Genomic DNA, 20769 nt, shown 5'->3' on the forward strand with positions numbered 1-20769 from the left:
AAATAAGGAGTTATAAAACTCCTTATTTCTTATTTATACATTTGTAATGTTTTTTCAGTATCCCTTAAAAGACTTGATAACTCAAACACTTCTCCTTCTTCTATTAATTTATTTATTTGAGTTTGATACCTTGTGGCTTCTGTAAACTTTCCCATGGAAGATAGAGTTAATATATTATTCATTATATTAGAAACCAAACTTGATTTTACTTCGAACAATTTTTGAGCGTCTTTAATCTCATCTTTAATTTCTAACATCTGTTCATCCAATTGAAATGCAGCATCTGCTGCTGTTTTTAATTTTAATTTTATGTCTTGTGGAATCTCGTGCTTATATTTATAATTTAATGAATGTTCTATAGTAGCCCAAAAATTCATAGCAAGAGTTCTTATTTGAAATTCTGCTAAAATATCCTTTTCTCCATCTGACATATTAACAGGGTATTTTATAATAACATGATGACTCCTGTATCCACTTTCTTTTACATTTGATATATAATTCTTTTCATACATTATCTGCATATCTTTTCTTTTTCTCATTATCTCAACGACTTTTTCAATGTCATCAACAAACTGGCACATAACTCTGACCCCAGCTATATCCTCCATCTCATATCCTACCCTATCAAATGGTATATCTAACTTATTAGCCTTATCTATTATGCTGGATATTTCTTTAACTCTTCCTGTAACAAATTCTATAGGTGAATATTCATTTCTCTTCCTATATTCTCTTCTTATACTCCTAAATTTAACTTTTAGTTCATCTACTGCTTGTTCATAAGGTATCAAAAAACCTTTCCATTCCTTTATAGCCATTATGACCTCCTGTTGCTCAATATTCCTATAATAACGTTAACACTTATATTATACTACTACTTTTAATTCATTATAAGCACATACAAAATATATTACTCTCTATTTCACCTATATATAAAAAATTACAACTTTACTATCTTTTTTGATATAATGTAGTTAAGTAAAAAAATAATGTAGGTGATATCGTAATGTCAAAAGATATATTTTCAGGTCTTGAATATCTGGGGTTTAATGACATAGGCAATGTCGACTTGTATAATAAAAAAAGTGAAAATGAAGAGGAATCTCCCAAGCAAGAATCAGAAGCTGATAATGAAAAGCTTCTATTATATGATAAAAAAGTTACCTGCCCTATTTGCGAAAATGTTTTTAAAGCAAAAGCAGTAAAAGCTTCAGCATACAGGATTATAAAAAGGGATTCGGATTTTTTCATAAGGTATTCACTTGTAAATCCATACTTTTATGATGTATGGGTATGCAATAAATGTGGTTATTCATCAATAAAAAGTGACTTTTATAAAATAAGAGGACATCAAATAGATGCTATAAATGAAAAAATCAGACCAAAGTGGCACAGCAGAACTTATCCAGATGTATATGACGTAAATATAGCTATAGAAAGGTACAAGTTATCTTTGTTAAGCTATTATGCAATAAGTGCAAAAGCCAGTCAAAAGGCTATGAATTGTCTGAAAATCGCATGGATGTATAGGCTTTTAAATGATAGTGACAATGAATTAAATTTCATAAAAAATGCTCTTGAAGGTTTTAATCAAGCTTATTCAAATGAAGATTTTCCTATATACGGTATGGATAGATATACATTTGTTTATCTTATAGGAGAACTTAATAGAAGACTTGGGAATACAGATGAAGCATTAAAATGGTTTGGTAATGTTATTACTGGCAGGGGAGTACCTCCTCGAATTAAAGATCTAGCTCGCGATCAAAAAGATCTTATAACAGAAATATTAAATCCCCGCGAAAAAGATGATATAGATAATTTTGAAGAAGAAAATAATTCTAAAAAGAAAGGGTTTCTTTCTAAATTCTTTAAATAATTAAAATCCTGACAATTAACACATCATATTATTCTAATTGTCAGGATTTTAATTTATAAAATTTTTACAGGATCAAATTTTAAAAAATCACTTGAAGTTAGTAAGTATTTTACATTGTTAAATTCACCATTTAATGCCCTGGATGTTGAAGTTCCATGTAAATGACCATATATAACCTTACTTACGTTGTACTCTTCAAAAACTTGCGTAAATCCGGATTCCGCAAGTTTTTCACTTACAGGTGGATAATGAATCATACAAATAAATTTATTGAAACCTTGTTTTGCTGCTGAATCTAATGACAGCCTCAGTCTTATTATTTCTCTATTGTATATCTTTTTATCGTGCTCAGAAAAGTTCTCACTTTCGGGAAGTATCCATCCCCTAGTTCCGCAGATTGCATAATCGTTATAAGTAAAGAAGTTATTTTGAATAAATTTCATATCGTCATATAAATTATTTAACTTAGTAATACTGCTCCACCAGTAATCATGATTTCCTTTAATCATAATCTTATTACCTGGCAAGCTGTGAATCCAATCTAAATCCTGCATTCCATTTTCTATTTTTATAGACCATGATATATCGCCTGCAATCATTACTGTATCTTCATCTTTAATCTTAGCCATCCAATTTTTTTTCAGCTTTTCATCATGTTTATGCCAGTTTTCTCCGAATACATCCATAGGCTTTTCACCATTTAAGTCTAAATGTAAATCTGATATAGCAAATAAAGCCACTAAATCACCTTCTATTTTATCTTTTTATCCATACTCATAATATAAGCTATTACCTTCGCAACTGCATCATATAATTCCATTGGAATAGCATTTCCCACATCAACATTTGTCAAAAGATTTGATAACTCTTCATCATATACTATAGGTACATTACTATTTTTTGCGTTTTCTATTATTTTATCTGCAACATATCCCATACCAGCTGCAGTAACCATTGGTGCTTCATATCCTTCTTCATATCTTAAAGCTGCAGCCTTCTTTCTTTTATCCACAGAAAACACTCCTATCCCATAAGTAATAGTTACCTAGTTAATTTCAATTATTAAATACACGTATCAAAGTGTAACTTAATTATAAATTGTTATTATATTATTGTAAACATTAAGCTCTTACATTTATCATACTTGCATGCTTATCTTCAAAAAAATCTCTACAATTTACTAAATTCATTTCTTCTTTTCTCTTATCTACAGATATATATGTATTGTAACCCATTTCCGTCAATTGATTAGTTATTATATCTTTTCCCTTATCTAAAAATTGAACCCAGTTGGAATCACACTTTATATCTACTTTCATATTTGATTTATTTACAGCTATATAAGCATCTACAACTCCAATATTTTCAGTATTTACCGAAGCTGCTATTTTTAAATCAGTAGAATCTAACTTTTTACCTTTTTTTCTATCATCCTTTACCATAAGCTTAAAGTTATACTCATAGTTATCTATATTTAAAGGTAAGTCCATATAATAGTATTGATTTGAAACAGTGTTGAAAACTTTAAAATCATTTATATTTTTATCTAAAACAGCAGTTAGGTTATTATAATTTTCTAAATTTGTATCATTACTTTTATCCATTACTGATTTTATTATATTTTTTACATGTTCTGTTTTTTCATTTATTTGCTGCTTTATTTCATCAACTAAAACATTCAAGCCCTTATGAATTTTAATATCTTTTTGGTTGCCTAAGGCTTCAGGTTTTTGAACATTTGTGAAATCATCATTTTGCTTTATATTAAAATCACTTTTCTTTTCAACTTTTACATCTGAATTATCTAAGTTCATATTCTTAGTAGAATTCAATGAATCATCTTTTACACTCTTATCACCTTTAGGGTTCAGGTTTTCTAGATTTTGTCCTTTCATATCTTTAGAAATATCAACTTGTTCGCCCTGACTTGAAACACTTTGATCTTGAACATCCTGACCGCCTTTTCCACTTAAAATAACATCTATGTTTTTACCTAAAAACATATTTCTTGAATCCTTAGGATTTACATTATTTGTTGAATTCACAGCATCATTTATACTTTGGGCATCATTGTATATTTTAAGTGAGCCATTAAAAATCTCGTTAAAACTTTTTATATTTACTTTAGATAAATCTATTTTATTTTCTATAAAAGTAAGTAAGCCATCTAAAGATAGACCTTTGAATTCACTAAAAAAACTTTTTAAAACATTCCTTATATCTTGAGCTCTTGCATCTTTATTCGGTATACCTTTACTTTTTATGTAGTTACTTATAAAATTATCTTCCTCACCAGGTTCTTTTAACTTCTCTGTAAAATCTGTAAGCGTCTTAACATACGATATATTATCTTTTGTAAGGGGTATATCATGTTTTACCATTTTATATAATACTGGGTAATCATCTTTAGTAACACTTATATCAGATTTTGATAATATAGAATCAAATGATTCTTTAAGGTTACTTTCGCCTAAGGTATCATTTGTATTACTGACTATCTTAAGTTTGATCTGCCCATCTTCATATCCTTCTACTTGAAACTTCACCAAACCCCCTGGCAATTTATCTAAATCATTTTCAAGTTTTGCAGAAAACTTCCACCCATCAATAAGTTTTAACAGCACTTCACCTTCTAATTTCTTAACATTTATAACCCTAGCCATAAAGTCCTGTCCTACTTCAAATGTCAACTTCTTAAAGAGTTTTCTAGTATTTACATCATAAGCACCACTTACATTCAAAATTCCAGGCATATTTTCACCTCCAATATTATAAGAATTGCATTTATAACTCTATATATTATCGTACATCTTTAAATGTTAAGCATATACTTTTAAAAAAATAGAGGACAAAATCAGAGGACAGAGGACAAAGAACAATTGACAAAGAAGGTAAGTTTTCTTCCTTACGTCAGAAAACTAATTTATTTTTTAAGTTTGTTTTGCTAATGCAAAACATCACTTAAGCAAGCATCTAAAATCTATGATTTTTAAATAATTGCTTACTTAGGAGATTACTTCTGAGAAATAAAAGAACATATCTAGATTTGATTTACACAAATCTAGATATGTTCTCATAGTTACACAATGTTTCGCTTCAGCGAAACGAGCTATCAAAAATTTAATTAAAGATTTTTCGAAGCGCAGCGGAGAAAAATCCTCCTTCTCTGTCCCTATGTCCTCTGTCCTCTGATTTTGTCCTCTGTCCTATGTCCTCTGTTTTTATAACCTAATTGCTTTTGAGCAATTCCTTTTTTCCTTCATCATGCAATATAGGAGATACGCTCTTATAAACTGCCATTGTAAGTACTAATAGTATTACTCCTTTTATCATATTAAATGGAGCTATTGCCCATACTATAACACCGTTCAAGTCCGTTACATTAGGATTTACCTTATTTGCCATTCCAATTACTGCACTCATAGGAAAATTCAACACCTTCTCATATAGAGGTAAAAATAAAATATAATTAAGTACGCTTGCTGCAGCAGTCATAAATAAAGCACCTATTATTAATCCATATACAGCTGTCTTTTTACTTTTTTTCTTCTCATATATATACCCCGCTGTAAATACAAAAACCGATCCGACCAAAAAATTTGCAAGTTCCCCAATAAAAGCTGTTTTGCCATCAAATACACCATGCAGTATATTTTTAACTAATTCTATAGCTATTCCAGCTGTAGGTCCAAGTGCAAACGAACCAATTAAAGCAGGTAAGTCACTTATATCCATCTGTAAGAATGATGGAAAAAGCGGTATAGAAACCTCTATAAACATTAATACAAATCCAATTACACTTAATAAAGATATTTTTACAAGCCTGTTTAAATTATCCTTTCTCATTTTACACCCTCCAATAAATAATTTAATTTTTAAAGTAACTAAAAAGCTAACAATCATTAGAAGGTTATAGTATAAATAAAGCCCTGACTTTAAACTAAGCCAGGGCAAATAAACATATACTCTTACCTTCTTCCATCCAGACTTTACTGTCGGCTTTGGGATTTCACCAAATCATACCTTTGTTAAGGCTCGCGGGCTTTACCGCCGGTGGGGACTTTCACCCCGCCCTGAAGATCAAAAACTATTAACTTTTACAATTTTATTATAGTGCAATCTTATTTAAAATTCAATACACATAATCATCCAAATAATAATAATTTATTGGTTTTTCATACTAAGTGATATTCTATTTCTTTTAGTATCAACTTCCAATATACTTACTTTAACTACGTCGCCAACTTTAACTACATCAAGTGGATGTTTTACAAATTTATCTGACAGCTGACTTATATGAACTAATCCATCTTGATGAACACCTATATCTACAAATGCACCAAAGTCTGCAACATTTCTCACCGTACCCATAAGCGACATACCAGGCTTCAATTGATTTATGTCAATAATTCCATTCTTTAATATTGGCTTTGGCATTTCATCTCTAGGATCTCTTCCAGGTTTTTTTATCTCTTTTATTATGTCCTGAAGAGTAGGTATACCTGTATCGAGCTCTTTTGATAAGTATTCAAATCCTTTATCCTTAACCCTATCATCTATATCTTCCAAGTTGTTATTTTTTAAATCATCTATACTATAATTTAATATATTCAATAACTTATTGGTTACTTTATAGGATTCTGGGTGCACTGCAGTATTATCAAGCGGCTCTTCACTTTCCATAACCCTTAAAAAACCTGCACATTGTTCAAATGCCTTTTGTCCTAATCTCTTTACTTTTAAAAGTTCTTTTCTACTTTTAAATTTTCCATTTTCCTCTCTATAAGCTGCTATATTCTTTGCTATAGATGTATTTATGCCTGAAACATAAGATAATAATGCTGGCGTTGCTATATTTAAGTCAATTCCTACACTATTGACACAATCCTCAACAACACCCTTAAGTGATTCATCTAACTTTTTCTGAGATACATCATGCTGGTATTGTCCAACCCCTATGGATTTAGGATCTATTTTAACAAGCTCAGATAAGGGATCTTGCAGCCTCCTAGCTATTGATATTGCACCCCTTAAAGATACATTTATATCAGGATATTCAGCTGTTGCAAGTTCTGATGCCGAGTATACAGATGCTCCAGCCTCAGATACTATAACATAATATAAATCTTTGCCTTTTTCTTGTTTAACTTGCTCAATGAGTTTCATAATAACTTCTTCTGATTCTCTACTTGCCGTACCATTTCCAAGAGAAATAACGTCCACATCATATTTATATATGAGTTTCTTTAAAGTTTTTATAGAACCTTCAATATCATTTTGTGGTGCAGTTGCATATACGGCAGCAGTATCTAAAAGCTTACCTGTATCATCAAGTACAGCTATCTTACACCCTGTTCTAAATCCAGGATCATATCCAAGTACATTTTTATTTCTAATAGGAGGCTGCATTAAAAGAGCTTTTAAATTTGCATTAAATATATTTATAGCTCCTTCTTCACCTTTACCTGTAAGTTCTGATCTTATTTCCCTTTCTATAGATGGGTATATAAGCCTCTTTAGTGAATCTTTTATACTTTCCTCTATATAATAATCTGTAATACTATTATTCTTCATGCACTTTGATTTTAAATAATCCACTATGCTTTCTAAATTGCATGTTATTTTCACAGATAAAACCTTTTCTTTTTCTCCTCTGTTTATAGCTAAAATTCTGTGCGGCGGAATACTTTTTACTGCTTCCTTATAATCATAATAAATTTCATAAGTTGTAGATTCCTTACTTTCACCTTTAGTTTCAACTACTCCATTTTGATTTACATATCTTCTTATCCACTTTCTGTATTCAGCATTATCAGATATCTTCTCACTTATTATATCCATAGAACCATGAAGAGCATCTTCTACAGAACTTACTCCTTTTTCTTCATTTATAAATTTATAAGCATATTCTTTTATATCCTCTTTAAAATCTCCACTCCATACTGCGTGAGCTAAAGGCTTTAATCCTTTTTCTTCTGCAATAGCTGCTCTTGTTCTCTTTTTAGGTTTATATGGTCTATATATATCTTCAACTTCCGTTAAAGTATCACATTTTATTATATTCTTTTTTAAATCTTCGGTTAACTTTCCCTGTTCATCTATTAACCTTATAATATCTTCTTTTCTACTTTCTAAGTTTCTTAAATAAGTAAGTCTTTCAAATAAGTTTCTTAATACTACATCACTTATTGAACCCGTCATTTCCTTTCTATATCTTGCAATAAACGGAACTGTATTTCCATCATCTAAAAGTTGTACTATATTACTTATGTATTTTTTATTGAGTTTAAATTCTTCTGATAACCTATCAATTATGTTGTTCATTTTTACCTCCTAAAATTTCTTTACAAAGTTATATAAACTTTTCAAATCTAATATATATTAAAGTATAATCCAATAAATTATAAAAAGGAAACTTTAGATATGAAAAAGAATATAACTTTATTTTTTACGATTTTATCCAGCTTATTACTTAATTTAAGTTTTGGGTTTTACTTTTCAATAAGTTCATTTGATCCTAATTTAGTAAAACAAAATATAGACTATCTATCAAGTGACAAATTCAAAGGAAGACTAAGTGGAACTCTTGAAAATGATGAGGCTGCCCTTTATATAAGAAATCATTTTGAAAAGTATAACTTAAGTCCTTATAATGGCAGTTACTTTCAATCATTTAATACTGTATATCCGCACAGATTAGATGAGAAACCTTATTTAAGGATTACAGATAAAAATGGATTTATAGTTAAAGATTATAAATATGCAGTAGATTTCAAGGAAGATCTAGTGAATTTTAAAGAAAACAAAGTATCCTTCAATAAGAAAAGTGCCTACAGTATATTAAATTCTTATTTACATGTATATAAAGACAATAATTACTTTCTATTTTATGTGCCAAATGATAATAAGCTAATATTTAGGAGCTCTTTTATTAACAGTAATCCAATTAGCATGTATGTAATGGTCACACAAAACACATTAAAAGAAATAAGAAGTTATATAGATAATAACTTTAATGTAAACTGCTACATTCCCCTTGAATCAAAGCAAACTTCCTTAAATAATGTAATTGGCATCATAGAGGGTAAAAATAAAGATAAACCACCAATTATATTATCAGCTCATTTTGATCATGTTGGAACTGATTTAGCTGGTAATGTATATAATGGTGCACTTGACAATGCTTCTGGTATTTCATTTATATTGGAAATGAGTAGATATATTAATTCCCTAGGGAAACCTGATAGAGATATAATATTTGTTGGCTTTAATGCGGAAGAGTTTGGGTGCCTTGGCTCAAAGGCATTCGTTGAAAAGTACTTTAACAATATAAAAGGCAGCAAAGTATTCAACTTTGACATGATAGGCGGCTCATATTCCAATCCAATATACATAATGGGTGCTAAAAGTGATTCTGCTAAAACTAGCTTTATACATGAAGTTTCATCTATATGCTCAAATAATAAGATAAATTTTGATTATTTATTTGAAGACGCTAGTGACCATGAGTTCTTTAGAAAAAAGAATATAGATGCTGTAACCTTAAGTGATTGTGATACTTCAAAAATTCATACTATTTACGATAAGTCAAGTTTTATAGATAAAAATTCAATTAATAGATGTTTTAACATAATAAATAATGAAGTAGTACACTATGCATTTTCAGATAATCTTTTCATTTTATATTATAAACAAATATTTTATATTTCTATAGTAAGTACTTTCTTATTTTCCAAAATTCTAATTAAAGTAAATTAAATATAGAGCTTAAATTAAGCTCTATATTTAATAAATACTGTGTATTTTATTTTGCATCTTGTTTTAAATATGCATTTATAAAATCATCAATTTCTCCATCCATAACTGCATTTATATTACTTGTTTCCATACCTGTTCTATGATCTTTTACCAAAGTATATGGATGAAATACATAGGATCTTATCTGACTGCCCCATCCCATGTCTTTGAGTTCTCCAGCTAAGTCTTCTATCTTCTCTTTATGAAGCCTTTCCTTTAATTCTACTAGCTTTGCCTTAAGCATTCTAAGTGCCTGTTCTTTATTATGATGCTGGCTTCTTTCATTTTGACACTGTACTATTATTCCCGTAGGTAAGTGAGTTATTCTAATTGCCGACTCTGTTTTGTTAACATGCTGTCCGCCTGCACCACTTGACCTGTAAGTATCTACTTTTATATCCTCAGGTCTTATAGATATATCCTGATTACTTGTAAGCTCCGGAAGTACTTCTACCGATGCAAAAGAAGTTTGTCTTTTCCCATTTGCATTAAATGGTGATATTCTGACCAATCTGTGTATTCCCTTTTCAGATTTTAAATATCCATATGCAAATTCTCCAATTGCTCTTAAAGTAACACTTTTAATTCCAGCATCTTCTGCCGGTAAACTATCTATAATTTCTATCTTAAATCCCTTTTTCTCCAGCCATCTTGTGTACATTCTAAGCAGCATTTCAGTCCAATCTTGTGCATCCGTTCCACCTACACCAACATGTAAATTCATAATTGCATTATTCTTGTCGTATTTACCCGAAAGAAGAATTTCAACCTGGAATTGTTCAATTTCAGACTTTATATCATTAACTTCTTTTAATATTTCCTTTTCAGCTGATATATCTTCTTCTTCCAAAGCCATTTCTGTTAAAATTTTTGCATCTTGTATCCTATCGTTTAAGGATTTATATCTTTCAATTCTTCCTTCCAAAGACTTTTCTTCAGAAGACACTTTTTGAGCTTTATTTGCATCTTGCCAAAAGTTTGGTTCCTGCATTCTTTCTTGAAGCTCTTCTATCCTAACTTTAAGTGATTCTATGTCAAAGTGAATCCCTTATTTCATTCATATTTTGGTTCATACCTGTTAGTGTGTTTAAAATTTCTTCTAATTGTATTACCATATATAACACACTCCTTACTCAAACCTTCCACAGCAATTTTTATATTTCTTTCCACTTCCACATGGACAAGGATCATTTCTACCTACTGTCTTCTTCTTCCTTATGGGCTGTTTTTTTACAGCAGCATCTCCATTTTGGTTAGTGTAAGTTTCCTTAACTACTCTTTCTCTTTCAGGTACTTTTTGCATTTGAACATGTAATAGATACTTTATAGTATCAAGCTTTATATTGTATATCATTTCATCAAACATTTGGCTGCCTTCAAACTGATAAGCTTGTGTTGGATCCTGCTGTTTATATGCTGTAAGACCTATTGATCTCTTTAGATGTTCCATATCATCTATGTGATCCATCCATCTTGTATCAACAACTCTTAAAAGGATAACCCTCTCTATTTCCCTCATTTGTTCAGGTGTAAACTCTTCTTCTTTTTGTTCATATATCTTTTGACCAATTTCTATATACTTTTCTTTTATTTCTTCATTTGATAAATTCATAATCTCTTCTGCTGAAACACTGTCTTTTTCAACAAATACTTCTTCCATATACTTTACTAAATCTTTTATTTCATCTTCAAATTCATCTTCTACTTCAGATATATGTGAATCAACTATATCAGAAACCAAATCTTTAAGCATTTCTTTCATTTGATCTTTTAATTCTATACCCTCTAAAACTTCTGATCTCTGTTTATATATTATTTCTCTTTGCTTATTTATTACATCATCATATTGTACTACTGTTTTTCTTATATCAAAGTTATTTCCTTCAACCTTCTTTTGTGCATTTTCTATTGCACCGCTTACCATTTTACTTTCTATAGCTTCATCATCACCAAGACCTAATTTTTCAACTATGTCTTTAAGCTTATCAGAACCAAATATTCTCATAAGATCATCTTCAAGTGAAACGTAAAATCTTGATGTACCAGGATCACCTTGACGACCTGAACGTCCTCTTAACTGATTATCAATTCTTCTTGATTCATGTCTTTCAGTACCTATAATTTTTAGGCCTCCAACAGCCACAACATCTTCACCAAGTTTAATATCAGTACCACGTCCTGCCATATTTGTGGCAATAGTAACCATACCAAATTCACCAGCATGGGATATTATCTCTGCTTCTTTTTCATGGAATTTAGCATTTAATACCTGATGGTTAATTCCCTTTCCCTTTAGCATATCAGAAAGCAGCTCAGATTTTTCTATACTTACAGTACCAACTAGTATTGGCTGACCTTTCTTATGAGTTTCAACTATATCCTGAACTATAGCATTAAACTTACCTTTTGCTGTTTTATATACTACATCTGGAAGATCTTTTCTTATTACAGGTTCATGAGTAGGAATTACAATTACATCTAATCCGTATATTTCTCTAAACTCATTTTCTTCTGTTAAGGCAGTACCTGTCATACCTGAAAGTTTATTAAACATTCTAAAGTAATTTTGATACGTAATAGTTGCAAGAGTCTTGGATTCTTTTTCTACTTTAACCCCCTCTTTTGCTTCTATAGCTTGATGAAGACCATCACTATATCTTCTACCTTCCATCATTCTTCCAGTGAATTCGTCTACTATTAGAACTTCACCGTTTTTTACCATGTAGTCTTTATCTCTCTTCATTATATAATTAGCTTTTAATGCCTGAACTACATGGTGCTGCAATTCCATATTTTGAGCATCAGCATAGTTATCAAGTTTAAAAAATTTCTCTGCCTTTTCAACACCAACATCTGTAAGCATTACAGCATTAGCTTTTTCATCTACTGTAAAATCATCCTCTTTAGTCAGTGTTTTTGTAAAATAATCTGCCACTTTATAAAATTCTGTAGACTTTTCGCCTTCACCAGAAATTATAAGAGGTGTTCTAGCTTCATCTATAAGTATTGAGTCAACCTCATCCACGATAGCAAAATTAAGTCCTCTTTGAACTCTCTCCTCTTTATATATAACCATGTTATCTCTAAGGTAATCAAATCCAAATTCACTATTAGTTCCATAAGTTATATCGCAATTATATGCTGCTTGCCTTTGACTTTGATCTAAATCATGAAGTATAACCCCTACTTTTAATCCCAATGCTTCATATATAGGTGCCATTGTATCTCTATCTCTTTTAGCAAGATAGTCATTTACTGTAACTATGTGAACTCCTTTTCCTGTAAGAGCATTTAAATATGCTGGAAGTGTTGCAACTAATGTTTTTCCTTCACCAGTTTTCATTTCTGATATTCTTCCTTGATGAAGTACTATTCCACCCATAAGCTGCTCTTTAAATGGTTTTAACTTAACAGTTCTCGAAGCTACCTCTCTAACTACTGCAAAAGCTTCACTTAAGATTGAATTTAATGTTTCACCTTTTGATAATCTTTCTTTAAACTCATCTGTTTTAGATCTAAGTTGTTCATCAGTTAAAGCTTGCATTTTAGAATCTAAAGAATCTATTTTATTTACAATAGGTACTATCCTCTTTACTTCTTTTTCACTATATGTACCAAATATCTTTTGAAAAATGTTCATCCTTTTCATCCTCACCAAATTAAATTTTTAATAAGTATATACTTTATAGATTATATCATCTAATTATTGTGTATTCAACTTGAGCTAACATAACCTAAATTATGCATCAGAATAAAAAGAGAGGAGCTTTAGCTTCTCTCTTTACTTTAAAATTCAGGTTCAATTAAGCCGTAGTTTCCATCTTTTCTTTTATAAACTACATTAACCTCTTCATCTTCTGCACTTTCAAATACGAAAAAGTTGTGACCTAAAAGTTCCATTTGCAATACAGCTTCCTCTGCTGACATTGGCTTTATTGCAAATTTTTTAGTTCTGACTATCTTTGGTTCTTCATTTGCATCTTTATCTACATCAGGTATGGATTGAAATCTTAAAGAATTTCCATGATTTCTTCTCTGAAGTTTAGTTTTTTGTTTTCTTATCTGCCCTTCTAACTTATCCACAACTAAGTCTATAGATGCATACATATCACTATTTTTTTCTTCTCCCCTTAATATTACACCATTAAAAGGAATTGTGACTTCTACTATCTGCGAATTTTTCTGTACACTTAATGTAACATTAGCTTTTACTTCAGGGTTGAAATATTTATCTAACTTCGATAATTTCTTTTCCACTACATTCCTCAATGCATTAGTTACCTCAATATTTTTACCAGTTACAAATATTCTCATATTTCCAGCCCCTTTCAAAATTTTATATGTCAGTATTTTTTAATTATTTAGTTTTTTTATTTTTATTAATTATATTTTAATACTGTTAACTGCAAATTACAAGGAAATTTATATTAATTAACAGATATTCTACAAATTATATTTAAATAGAGCCTTTTATGTAACATAGCTCAATTATTGTTGAGTTGGCTTCATCGTAGGGAACAATATAACGTCTCTTATTGAAGATGCATTAGTTAAAAACATAACTAATCTATCTATTCCCATACCAAGTCCGCCTGTTGGAGGCATACCAATTTCAAGCGCATTTAGGAAATCTTCATCCATCATATACGCCTCATCATCACCTAATTCTCTCTCTTTTAACTGCTGTTCAAATCTTTCTCTTTGTACTATAGGATCATTTAGTTCGGAGTATGCATTACATATTTCCCTACCAAATACAAATCCTTCAAACCTCTCAGTATACTTATCATTTCCCCTTTTCTTTTTAGTTAAAGGTGAAATTTCAACAGGATAATCCATTACAAATGTAGGTTGAATAAATTTATCTTCACAGAATTCTTCAAACATAGCATTTAATATATCGCCTTTTGAACAATCTTTTAACTCTTTTTTTAACTCAAGATGCTTTTCCTTTGCAATTTGTCTAGCTTCTTCATCATCTTTAACCTGATCAAAATCGACATTTCCAAATTCCTTAACCGAATCAACCATTGTAATTCTCTTCCATGGCGGTTTAAAATCTATTTCTGTATCTTCATAAACAACTTTAGTTGTTCCAAGAACCTTTTCACAGACATATGCAACCATATTTTCCGTAATCTCCATCATATCATTGTAATCTGCAAAAGCTTCATAAAGTTCAATAGATGTATACTCTGGATTATGTCTTATATCCATTCCTTCATTTCTAAAACATTTTCCAATTTCATATACCCTTTCAAAACCACCTACTATAAGTCTTTTTAAATATAATTCAGTAGCTATTCTAAGATACATATCCATATCAAGTGAATTATGGTGAGTAATAAAAGGTTTTGCTGCAGCTCCACCAGCTATAGGTGAAAGTATCGGAGTTTCTACTTCTATATAATCTTTTTGATCTAGGAATTCCCTTATTGATTTTATAATTGCTGTTCTCTTCATAAATGTATCTCTAACATCTTGATTTGTTATTAAATCAACATATCTTTGTCTATATCTTAAATCTGGATCCTTAAGTCCGTGCCACTTTTCTGGCAGTGGTTTAAGAGACTTAGCTATGAGTTCAAAATCCGTTATATGAATTGAAATTTCTCCTGTTTTGGTCTTAAATACTCTTCCTGTTACTGATAAAATATCACCTATATCAAAGCTCTTATACTCTTTTAGCCTTGCTTCTCCTACATCATCTATTCTTATGTAAAGTTGAACTTTACCATATCTATCGTGTAAATCTGAAAATCCAGCTTTACCATGAACTCTCTTAGACATAAGTCTGCCTGCAGCTGTTACAGTTTTTCCCTCTAAGTTGTCATAATTATCTTTAATTTGTTTAGATGTATGTGTTCTCTCAACTTTATATACATTAAATGGATCTTTTCCTTCCTTTTGAAGATTGAAAAACTTCTCTCTTCTCTCGTTTATCAATGCATTAAAATTTTTCTCTAACTTATTTAAGTTCTTTTCTTCTTTTGACATGCTTTAAAACCTCCATTTATCTTCTTATGTCAAGTATTTTATACTTACTAACTCCATCTGGAACTTGTACTTCAACTATATCTCCCACTTTTTTGCCCATAAGACCTTTGCCAACTGGTGATTCATTTGATATTTTATTATTCATAGGATCAGCTTCAGCAGAACCAACCATTGTGTATTCAACTTCCTCATCAAATTCGTAATCCTTAATCTTAACTTTTGAACCTAATGTTACAACATCTAGTGGGACTTCACTTTCATCTATTACATTAGCATGTTTTAACATCTTTTCAAGCTGAATTATTTTTCCTTCTACAAATGCTTGTTCATTTTTGGCTTCATCATATTCAGAGTTTTCACTTAAATCCCCAAAAGAAAGGGCAGATTTAATCTTTTCAGTTATTTCTTTCCTCTTAGTTGTCTTTAAATATTCTAATTCCCCTTCAAGTTTTTTTACACCTTCATAAGTCATCATATATTCCTTTGCCTGATTCATATCCATTCTCCCCTTTAAATAATTAATATAAGTACTAACTTATAAATAGCTTATTAAATATACTTAATTAAACATACCTAAACGATTATATTTAAGTAATTATAAAACAGCTCTATTCTAATGTCAATCTTTGAAATTTTACTAAATAATTTTACAAAAGTCACTTAATTGTAAAATTGTGACTTTAAGGTCTAATCTTATTATTAATCTATTCTCTTGTAATATCAAAAATTACATTAATTTTGTTTATCAGCTTGGAGTGAATTTTTATATTCCATTAATATCTTAATTACAGTTGAACTACTTTTTTCTGAGTTAATTTTATCCTTAATTTTCTTGCTATCTTTAAAACCTTTTAAATACCACGCAATATGTTTTCTCATTTCCCTTACAGCTTTAGCTTCACCATTATATTTTATAGCATTTTCATAGTGTTTTATACAAACATCTATTTTTTCATTAAAGTCTGGATAAACAATTTCCCTATTATTTAATCCATCTCTTATTTCCCTAAATATCCATGGATTTCCCATAGCGCCCCGTCCTATCATTATAGCATCGCAATTAGTTGCTTCAAACAAATGTTTTGCACTTTTAGCATCTATTACATCCCCATTACCTATAACAGGTACTGATACTGCTTTTTTAACCTTACTTATTATATCTAAGTCAGCTTTTCCATCATACATTTGTTCCCTAGTCCTGCCGTGAACTGCTATAGCATCTACACCTGCCTGTTCGAGCATTTTTGCAAATTCAACAGCATTAATATTATTTGAATCAAATCCTTTCCTGATCTTTGCAGTTACAGGTTTACTTGATGCTTTCTTCATTTCCTTAACTATTTTAACTGCTAGTTCAGGATTTTTCATAAGTGCAGATCCTTCTCCATTTTTAACAATTTTAGGTGCAGGACATCCCATGTTTATATCCAAAATACATACATCTGGATTATCATTAAATAACTCACAGCATTTAGCCATTACAAATGGATCACTTCCAAATAACTGTACAGCAATTGGAGATTCTTGTGGTGAAACTTTCAACATGTCATATGTATTTTTATTTTTTTCAGTTAGCGCTTTTGCACTTATCATTTCGGAATAAACTAATCCTGCACCCATTTTCTTACACAGCTCTCTAAAAGGTATATCCGTAACTCCTGCCATAGGTGCTAAAAAAATATTGTTTTTAAATTCTAAGTTTTTTATTTTCATCACATTCCCTGTTCTCTATTTTTTTCATATATTATTCTTAGTCCTTTAAGAGTTAAAATTGGATCTATTAAATCAATACTTCTAGATTCCTCATTGATTAGTTTAGCGAGGCCGCCTGTTGCAACTACAAGTGGATGCTTTTCTCCTAATTCCATCATCTCTTTTTTCATTCTACAAACTATGTAATCTACTTGACCAATATATCCGTATACAATCCCAGCTTGCATACTTGATATAGTATTTTTACATATAACTTTATCAGGTTTTACTAATTCTATTCTGGGCAATTTAGCAGCTCTTTCAAACAATGCATCTGAAGCTATCTGTATTCCAGGACAAATAGTTCCTCCAAGATAATTTCCTTTTTCAGTAAGAGAGCAAAAAGTAGTAGCCGTTCCAAAATCTATTATTATAGAAGGTTTTTTATAAATCTCATGAACTGCAACAGCATTAACTATTCTATCAGCTCCAACTTCCTTTGGATTATCATATTTTATATTTATTCCAGTTTTAACTCCAGGGCCTACTACTATAGGCTTAACCTCAAAGTATTTTATTATCATATGTTCAAGTGAATACATAATATTGGGAACAACCGATGATATTATGACTCCTTCTACATCAGAAATATGAAGTTTGTTATGTGAAAATAATTGTATAACTTGAATGCCATATTCATCTGCAGTCCTTTTTGAATCAGTAGATAATCTCCAATCAGCAATAAGTTTTTTATCCTTGTAAACTCCCAAAACAATATTCGTATTACCTACATCTAAAACTAAAATCACCAAATACACCACCTTTTATACATAAAACATAAAATTTTTATTATATACATAATTAAAGAGCAGCCCTTAAAGCTGCCCCACAGTTGCTCAATACATTATTGTAGTTTATCAGTTTAATTTTATCAGCTGATTTTTATTTGTCAAGTTAGCTTATAAATTCTTTTTATTATTAGTTTTTTCCATAAACCTGTCGCTATTAACTATGTATCTTGAATGTTTTCCTTCTCCTACCTTATCTTTTTCATCCCAAACTTCAACTTTAAAGGTCAATTCCTTATTATCTACTTTAGTTAAAATAGCTTCACATCTTACTTTCATTCCAATTGGGGTAGACTTTAAATGTTTTACATTAAGTTCTATACCAACTGTAGTGTAACCACATGGAAGATGTAGATCAACACAACTTCTCGAAGTTTCCTCCATAAGAGCTATCATAGCCGGTGTCGCAAATACATCTAAAACACCTGAGCCCATTTTGCTAGCAAGATCATTTTCTGTAACTTTCATCTCTTTAGCAGATGTCATTCCTTCTTTTAAATTAAATTCCATTGTATCATCTCACTTCATTTAAATTTTTTTACAATTGTAAAAATATATAATAATTATATCATTAATATGTAACTTTTAATATGTTTTTATAATATAAACCTTTAACCATTTAAGCTGCCTACTTAGCCAAAAACTTGACTTTGACAAAGATATTGCAAATGAAAATTAGCCTGAGAAAACCCAGGCTAATTAAGCTCATCATATGTAAACTTTTAATTATTTATGCATTGGCATCAGCATTAACAAATACTTCTTCAAATTCATTAGCTTCAAGCTTTTCCTTTTCAAGAAGAGCTTTTGCAACAGCATGAAGCTTAGATACATTTTCAGTAAGAAGTTTTTCTGCTTTCTTATATCCATCGTCTATAAGTTTCTTTATTTCTCTATCTATTTCAAATGCAACTTCCTCACTGAAATTTCTTCCTTTTCCTAAATCTCTACCTAAAAATACTTCATCATGTCCAGATCCAAAGGCTATAGGTCCAAGATCACTCATACCATAATCCATAACCATTTTTTTAGCTATAGTAGTTGCTCTTTCAATATCGTTCTTTGCTCCCGTACTTATATCTCCTATAATAACTTTTTCTGCAACTCTTCCTCCAAGCAGTCCTACTATTTCATCTTCTAATTTAGTCTTTGACATATATGAACTATCTTTTTCAGGAAGATGCATAGTATATCCTCCTGCCATTCCTCTTGGAATTATACTTATCTGATGAACAGGATCTGCAGTAGGAAGAAGCCTCATAACTACAGCATGCCCTGCTTCATGATATGCTGTAATCCTTCTATCCTCTTCATCTATAACCCTACTCTTCTTTTCTGGTCCTGCTATAACCCTAGTTACAGCTTCTTCAAGTTCATCCATACCTATTTTCTGTTTCTCTTTTCTAACAGCTAGCAGTGCTGATTCATTCATTAAATTCTCGAGGTCAGCTCCTGTAAACCCTGGTGTTCTCTTAGCTAATACATCTAATTTTACTTCTTCAGCCAGCGGCTTGTTTTTTGAATGTACTTTTAAAATCTCTTCTCTACCTCTAACATCTGGAGCTCCTACTAGTATCTGCCTATCGAATCTTCCAGGTCTTAATAATGCTGGATCCAATATATCTGGTCTATTTGTTGCAGCTATCATTATAATACCTTCATTTGCACCAAATCCATCCATCTCTACTAAGAGTTGATTTAACGTTTGCTCTCTTTCATCATGTCCGCCGCCAAGTCCAGCACCTCTTTGTCTTCCAACTGCATCTATTTCATCTATAAATACTATACATGGTGAATTTTTCTTTGCTTGATCAAATAAATCTCTTACCCTGGATGCACCTACACCTACAAACATTTCAACAAAATCTGAACCTGATATACTGAAGAATGGTACACCAGCCTCACCTGCTATAGCCTTTGCTAACAAAGTTTTACCTGTTCCTGGTGGGCCAACAAGTAAAACTCCTTTAGGAATTCTAGCACCCATTTCAATATACTTCTTTGGCTGTTTCAAGAAATCAACTATTTCTGCGAGTTCAGCTTTTTCTTCGTCGGCTCCAGCAACATCAGCAAATGTCACCTTTTTCTTGTTCTCTGGTGCTGCCATCTTAGCCCGACTCTTTCCGAAATTCATTACACTCCTGTTTCCACCACCGCCTTGTGATTGCTGCATGAACATAAACCAAAAGGCTACAAGTATAAGTATTAAAAGCACCGTTGGTAAGTACTGCACCCACATAGGTATAGTTGCAGGCTTATCATATACTTCCTTAACATCTCCATTCTTAGGATGTTCCCCTATAAATTGGAACAATCTTTCTGAAGGAACTACTGTCTCGTATTGTGTACCATCTTTTAATGTACCTACTACAGTCATTTTATCTTCTTTCACCTGAAAACTTTTTACATTATTTCCTAACCAATCTTTTTGAAATTGATCGAAATTTATGGTTGTTGCATTTTCATTAGTTCTTACAAGCATCGTAGCTGCAAGAATTACTAATACAAATACTATAACCCAGGCCGTTGCGCTTGAAATTTTTTTCATTACAGGCC

At 30.8% G+C, this 20769-nt stretch carries 17 protein-coding genes and 1 riboswitch; of the genes, 2 read left to right on the forward strand and 15 right to left on the reverse strand.

What is annotated here, in order from left to right; all coding sequences use genetic code 11:
* Positions 1 to 29: 29 nt before the first annotated feature.
* Complete coding sequence (locus tag EBB51_RS12755) at positions 30 to 818, reverse strand: GTP pyrophosphokinase family protein (protein ID WP_123054798.1); 789 nt, start codon at positions 816 to 818, stop codon at positions 30 to 32.
* A gap of 188 nt (positions 819 to 1006) precedes the next feature.
* Here EBB51_RS12755 and EBB51_RS12760 point away from each other — a divergent pair, with 188 nt between their 5' ends.
* Positions 1007 to 1879 (forward strand): DUF2225 domain-containing protein, encoded by an 873-nt coding sequence (locus EBB51_RS12760; protein WP_123054799.1) that lies wholly within the window; start codon positions 1007 to 1009, stop codon positions 1877 to 1879.
* 53 nt (positions 1880 to 1932) lie between these two features.
* Here EBB51_RS12760 and EBB51_RS12765 read toward each other — a convergent pair whose 3' ends face one another.
* From EBB51_RS12765 to EBB51_RS12785, 5 genes are all read right to left on the reverse strand, one after another.
* On the reverse strand, positions 1933 to 2619 hold the full coding sequence (locus EBB51_RS12765) for a metallophosphoesterase (RefSeq protein ID WP_123054800.1): 687 nt from the start codon (positions 2617 to 2619) through the stop codon (positions 1933 to 1935).
* A gap of 11 nt (positions 2620 to 2630) precedes the next feature.
* The gene (locus EBB51_RS12770) at positions 2631 to 2891 is read right to left on the reverse strand and encodes an EscU/YscU/HrcU family type III secretion system export apparatus switch protein (protein ID WP_123054801.1); all 261 of its coding nucleotides are present in this window, start codon (positions 2889 to 2891) and stop codon (positions 2631 to 2633) included.
* Positions 2892 to 3000: 109 nt separating this feature from the next.
* Positions 3001 to 4632 (reverse strand): hypothetical protein, encoded by a 1632-nt coding sequence (locus EBB51_RS12775; protein ID WP_123054802.1) that lies wholly within the window; start codon positions 4630 to 4632, stop codon positions 3001 to 3003.
* Between the two features lie 475 nt (positions 4633 to 5107).
* On the reverse strand, positions 5108 to 5725 hold the full coding sequence (locus tag EBB51_RS12780) for an ECF transporter S component (protein WP_123054803.1): 618 nt from the start codon (positions 5723 to 5725) through the stop codon (positions 5108 to 5110).
* 120 nt (positions 5726 to 5845) lie between these two features.
* Positions 5846 to 5964, reverse strand: a riboswitch (FMN riboswitch).
* Between the two features lie 79 nt (positions 5965 to 6043).
* A complete protein-coding gene (locus tag EBB51_RS12785; RefSeq protein WP_123054804.1) occupies positions 6044 to 8203 on the reverse strand; it encodes a Tex family protein in 2160 nt (719 codons plus the stop codon).
* A gap of 99 nt (positions 8204 to 8302) precedes the next feature.
* On the opposite strand from EBB51_RS12785, the gene EBB51_RS12790 reads away from it, so the two are divergent.
* Entirely contained in the window at positions 8303 to 9637 is a 1335-nt protein-coding gene (locus EBB51_RS12790; protein ID WP_123054805.1) for a M28 family metallopeptidase, read from the forward strand.
* Between the two features lie 46 nt (positions 9638 to 9683).
* Here EBB51_RS12790 and prfB read toward each other — a convergent pair.
* The 9 genes from prfB to ftsH all read right to left on the reverse strand — a co-directional run bounded on the left by prfB (position 9684) and on the right by ftsH (position 20761).
* Positions 9684 to 10791 (reverse strand): peptide chain release factor 2 gene (prfB, locus tag EBB51_RS12795; RefSeq protein ID WP_123054806.1). Its coding sequence is split into 2 segments (ribosomal slippage): positions 9684 to 10724 and positions 10726 to 10791, totalling 1107 coding nucleotides; the frame shifts between segments, so codons are not numbered across the junction.
* Positions 10792 to 10805: 14 nt separating this feature from the next.
* Positions 10806 to 13316, reverse strand: coding sequence for a preprotein translocase subunit SecA (gene secA, locus EBB51_RS12800; protein ID WP_123054807.1), 2511 nt, complete (start codon positions 13314 to 13316; stop codon positions 10806 to 10808).
* A 146-nt stretch (positions 13317 to 13462) separates the two neighbouring features.
* Positions 13463 to 13990 (reverse strand): ribosome-associated translation inhibitor RaiA, encoded by a 528-nt coding sequence (raiA, locus tag EBB51_RS12805; RefSeq protein ID WP_123054808.1) that lies wholly within the window; start codon positions 13988 to 13990, stop codon positions 13463 to 13465.
* Between the two features lie 174 nt (positions 13991 to 14164).
* Positions 14165 to 15673 carry a lysine--tRNA ligase gene (gene lysS, locus EBB51_RS12810; RefSeq protein WP_123054809.1) on the reverse strand — a complete coding sequence of 503 codons (1509 nt, stop codon included), beginning with the start codon at positions 15671 to 15673 and terminating at the stop codon, positions 14165 to 14167.
* Positions 15674 to 15689: 16 nt separating this feature from the next.
* Positions 15690 to 16169, reverse strand: coding sequence for a transcription elongation factor GreA (greA, locus tag EBB51_RS12815; RefSeq protein ID WP_123054810.1), 480 nt, complete (start codon positions 16167 to 16169; stop codon positions 15690 to 15692).
* Between the two features lie 236 nt (positions 16170 to 16405).
* A complete protein-coding gene (gene dusB, locus EBB51_RS12820) occupies positions 16406 to 17386 on the reverse strand; it encodes a tRNA dihydrouridine synthase DusB (RefSeq protein ID WP_123054811.1) in 981 nt (326 codons plus the stop codon).
* Entirely contained in the window at positions 17386 to 18174 is a 789-nt protein-coding gene (locus tag EBB51_RS12825; protein WP_123054812.1) for a type III pantothenate kinase, read from the reverse strand. The genes dusB and EBB51_RS12825 overlap by 1 nt, the downstream gene beginning before the upstream one ends.
* Before the next feature lie 150 nt (positions 18175 to 18324).
* Positions 18325 to 18723 (reverse strand): thioesterase family protein, encoded by a 399-nt coding sequence (locus EBB51_RS12830; RefSeq protein ID WP_123054813.1) that lies wholly within the window; start codon positions 18721 to 18723, stop codon positions 18325 to 18327.
* A gap of 220 nt (positions 18724 to 18943) precedes the next feature.
* Positions 18944 to 20761, reverse strand: a complete 1818-nt coding sequence (gene ftsH / locus EBB51_RS12835; RefSeq protein ID WP_123054814.1) for an ATP-dependent zinc metalloprotease FtsH — start codon at positions 20759 to 20761, stop codon at positions 18944 to 18946.
* Between the last annotated feature and the right edge of the window lie 8 nt (positions 20762 to 20769).

This window comes from Clostridium sp. JN-1, from assembly GCF_003718715.1.
GTDB lineage: Bacteria > Bacillota > Clostridia > Clostridiales > Clostridiaceae > Clostridium_AV.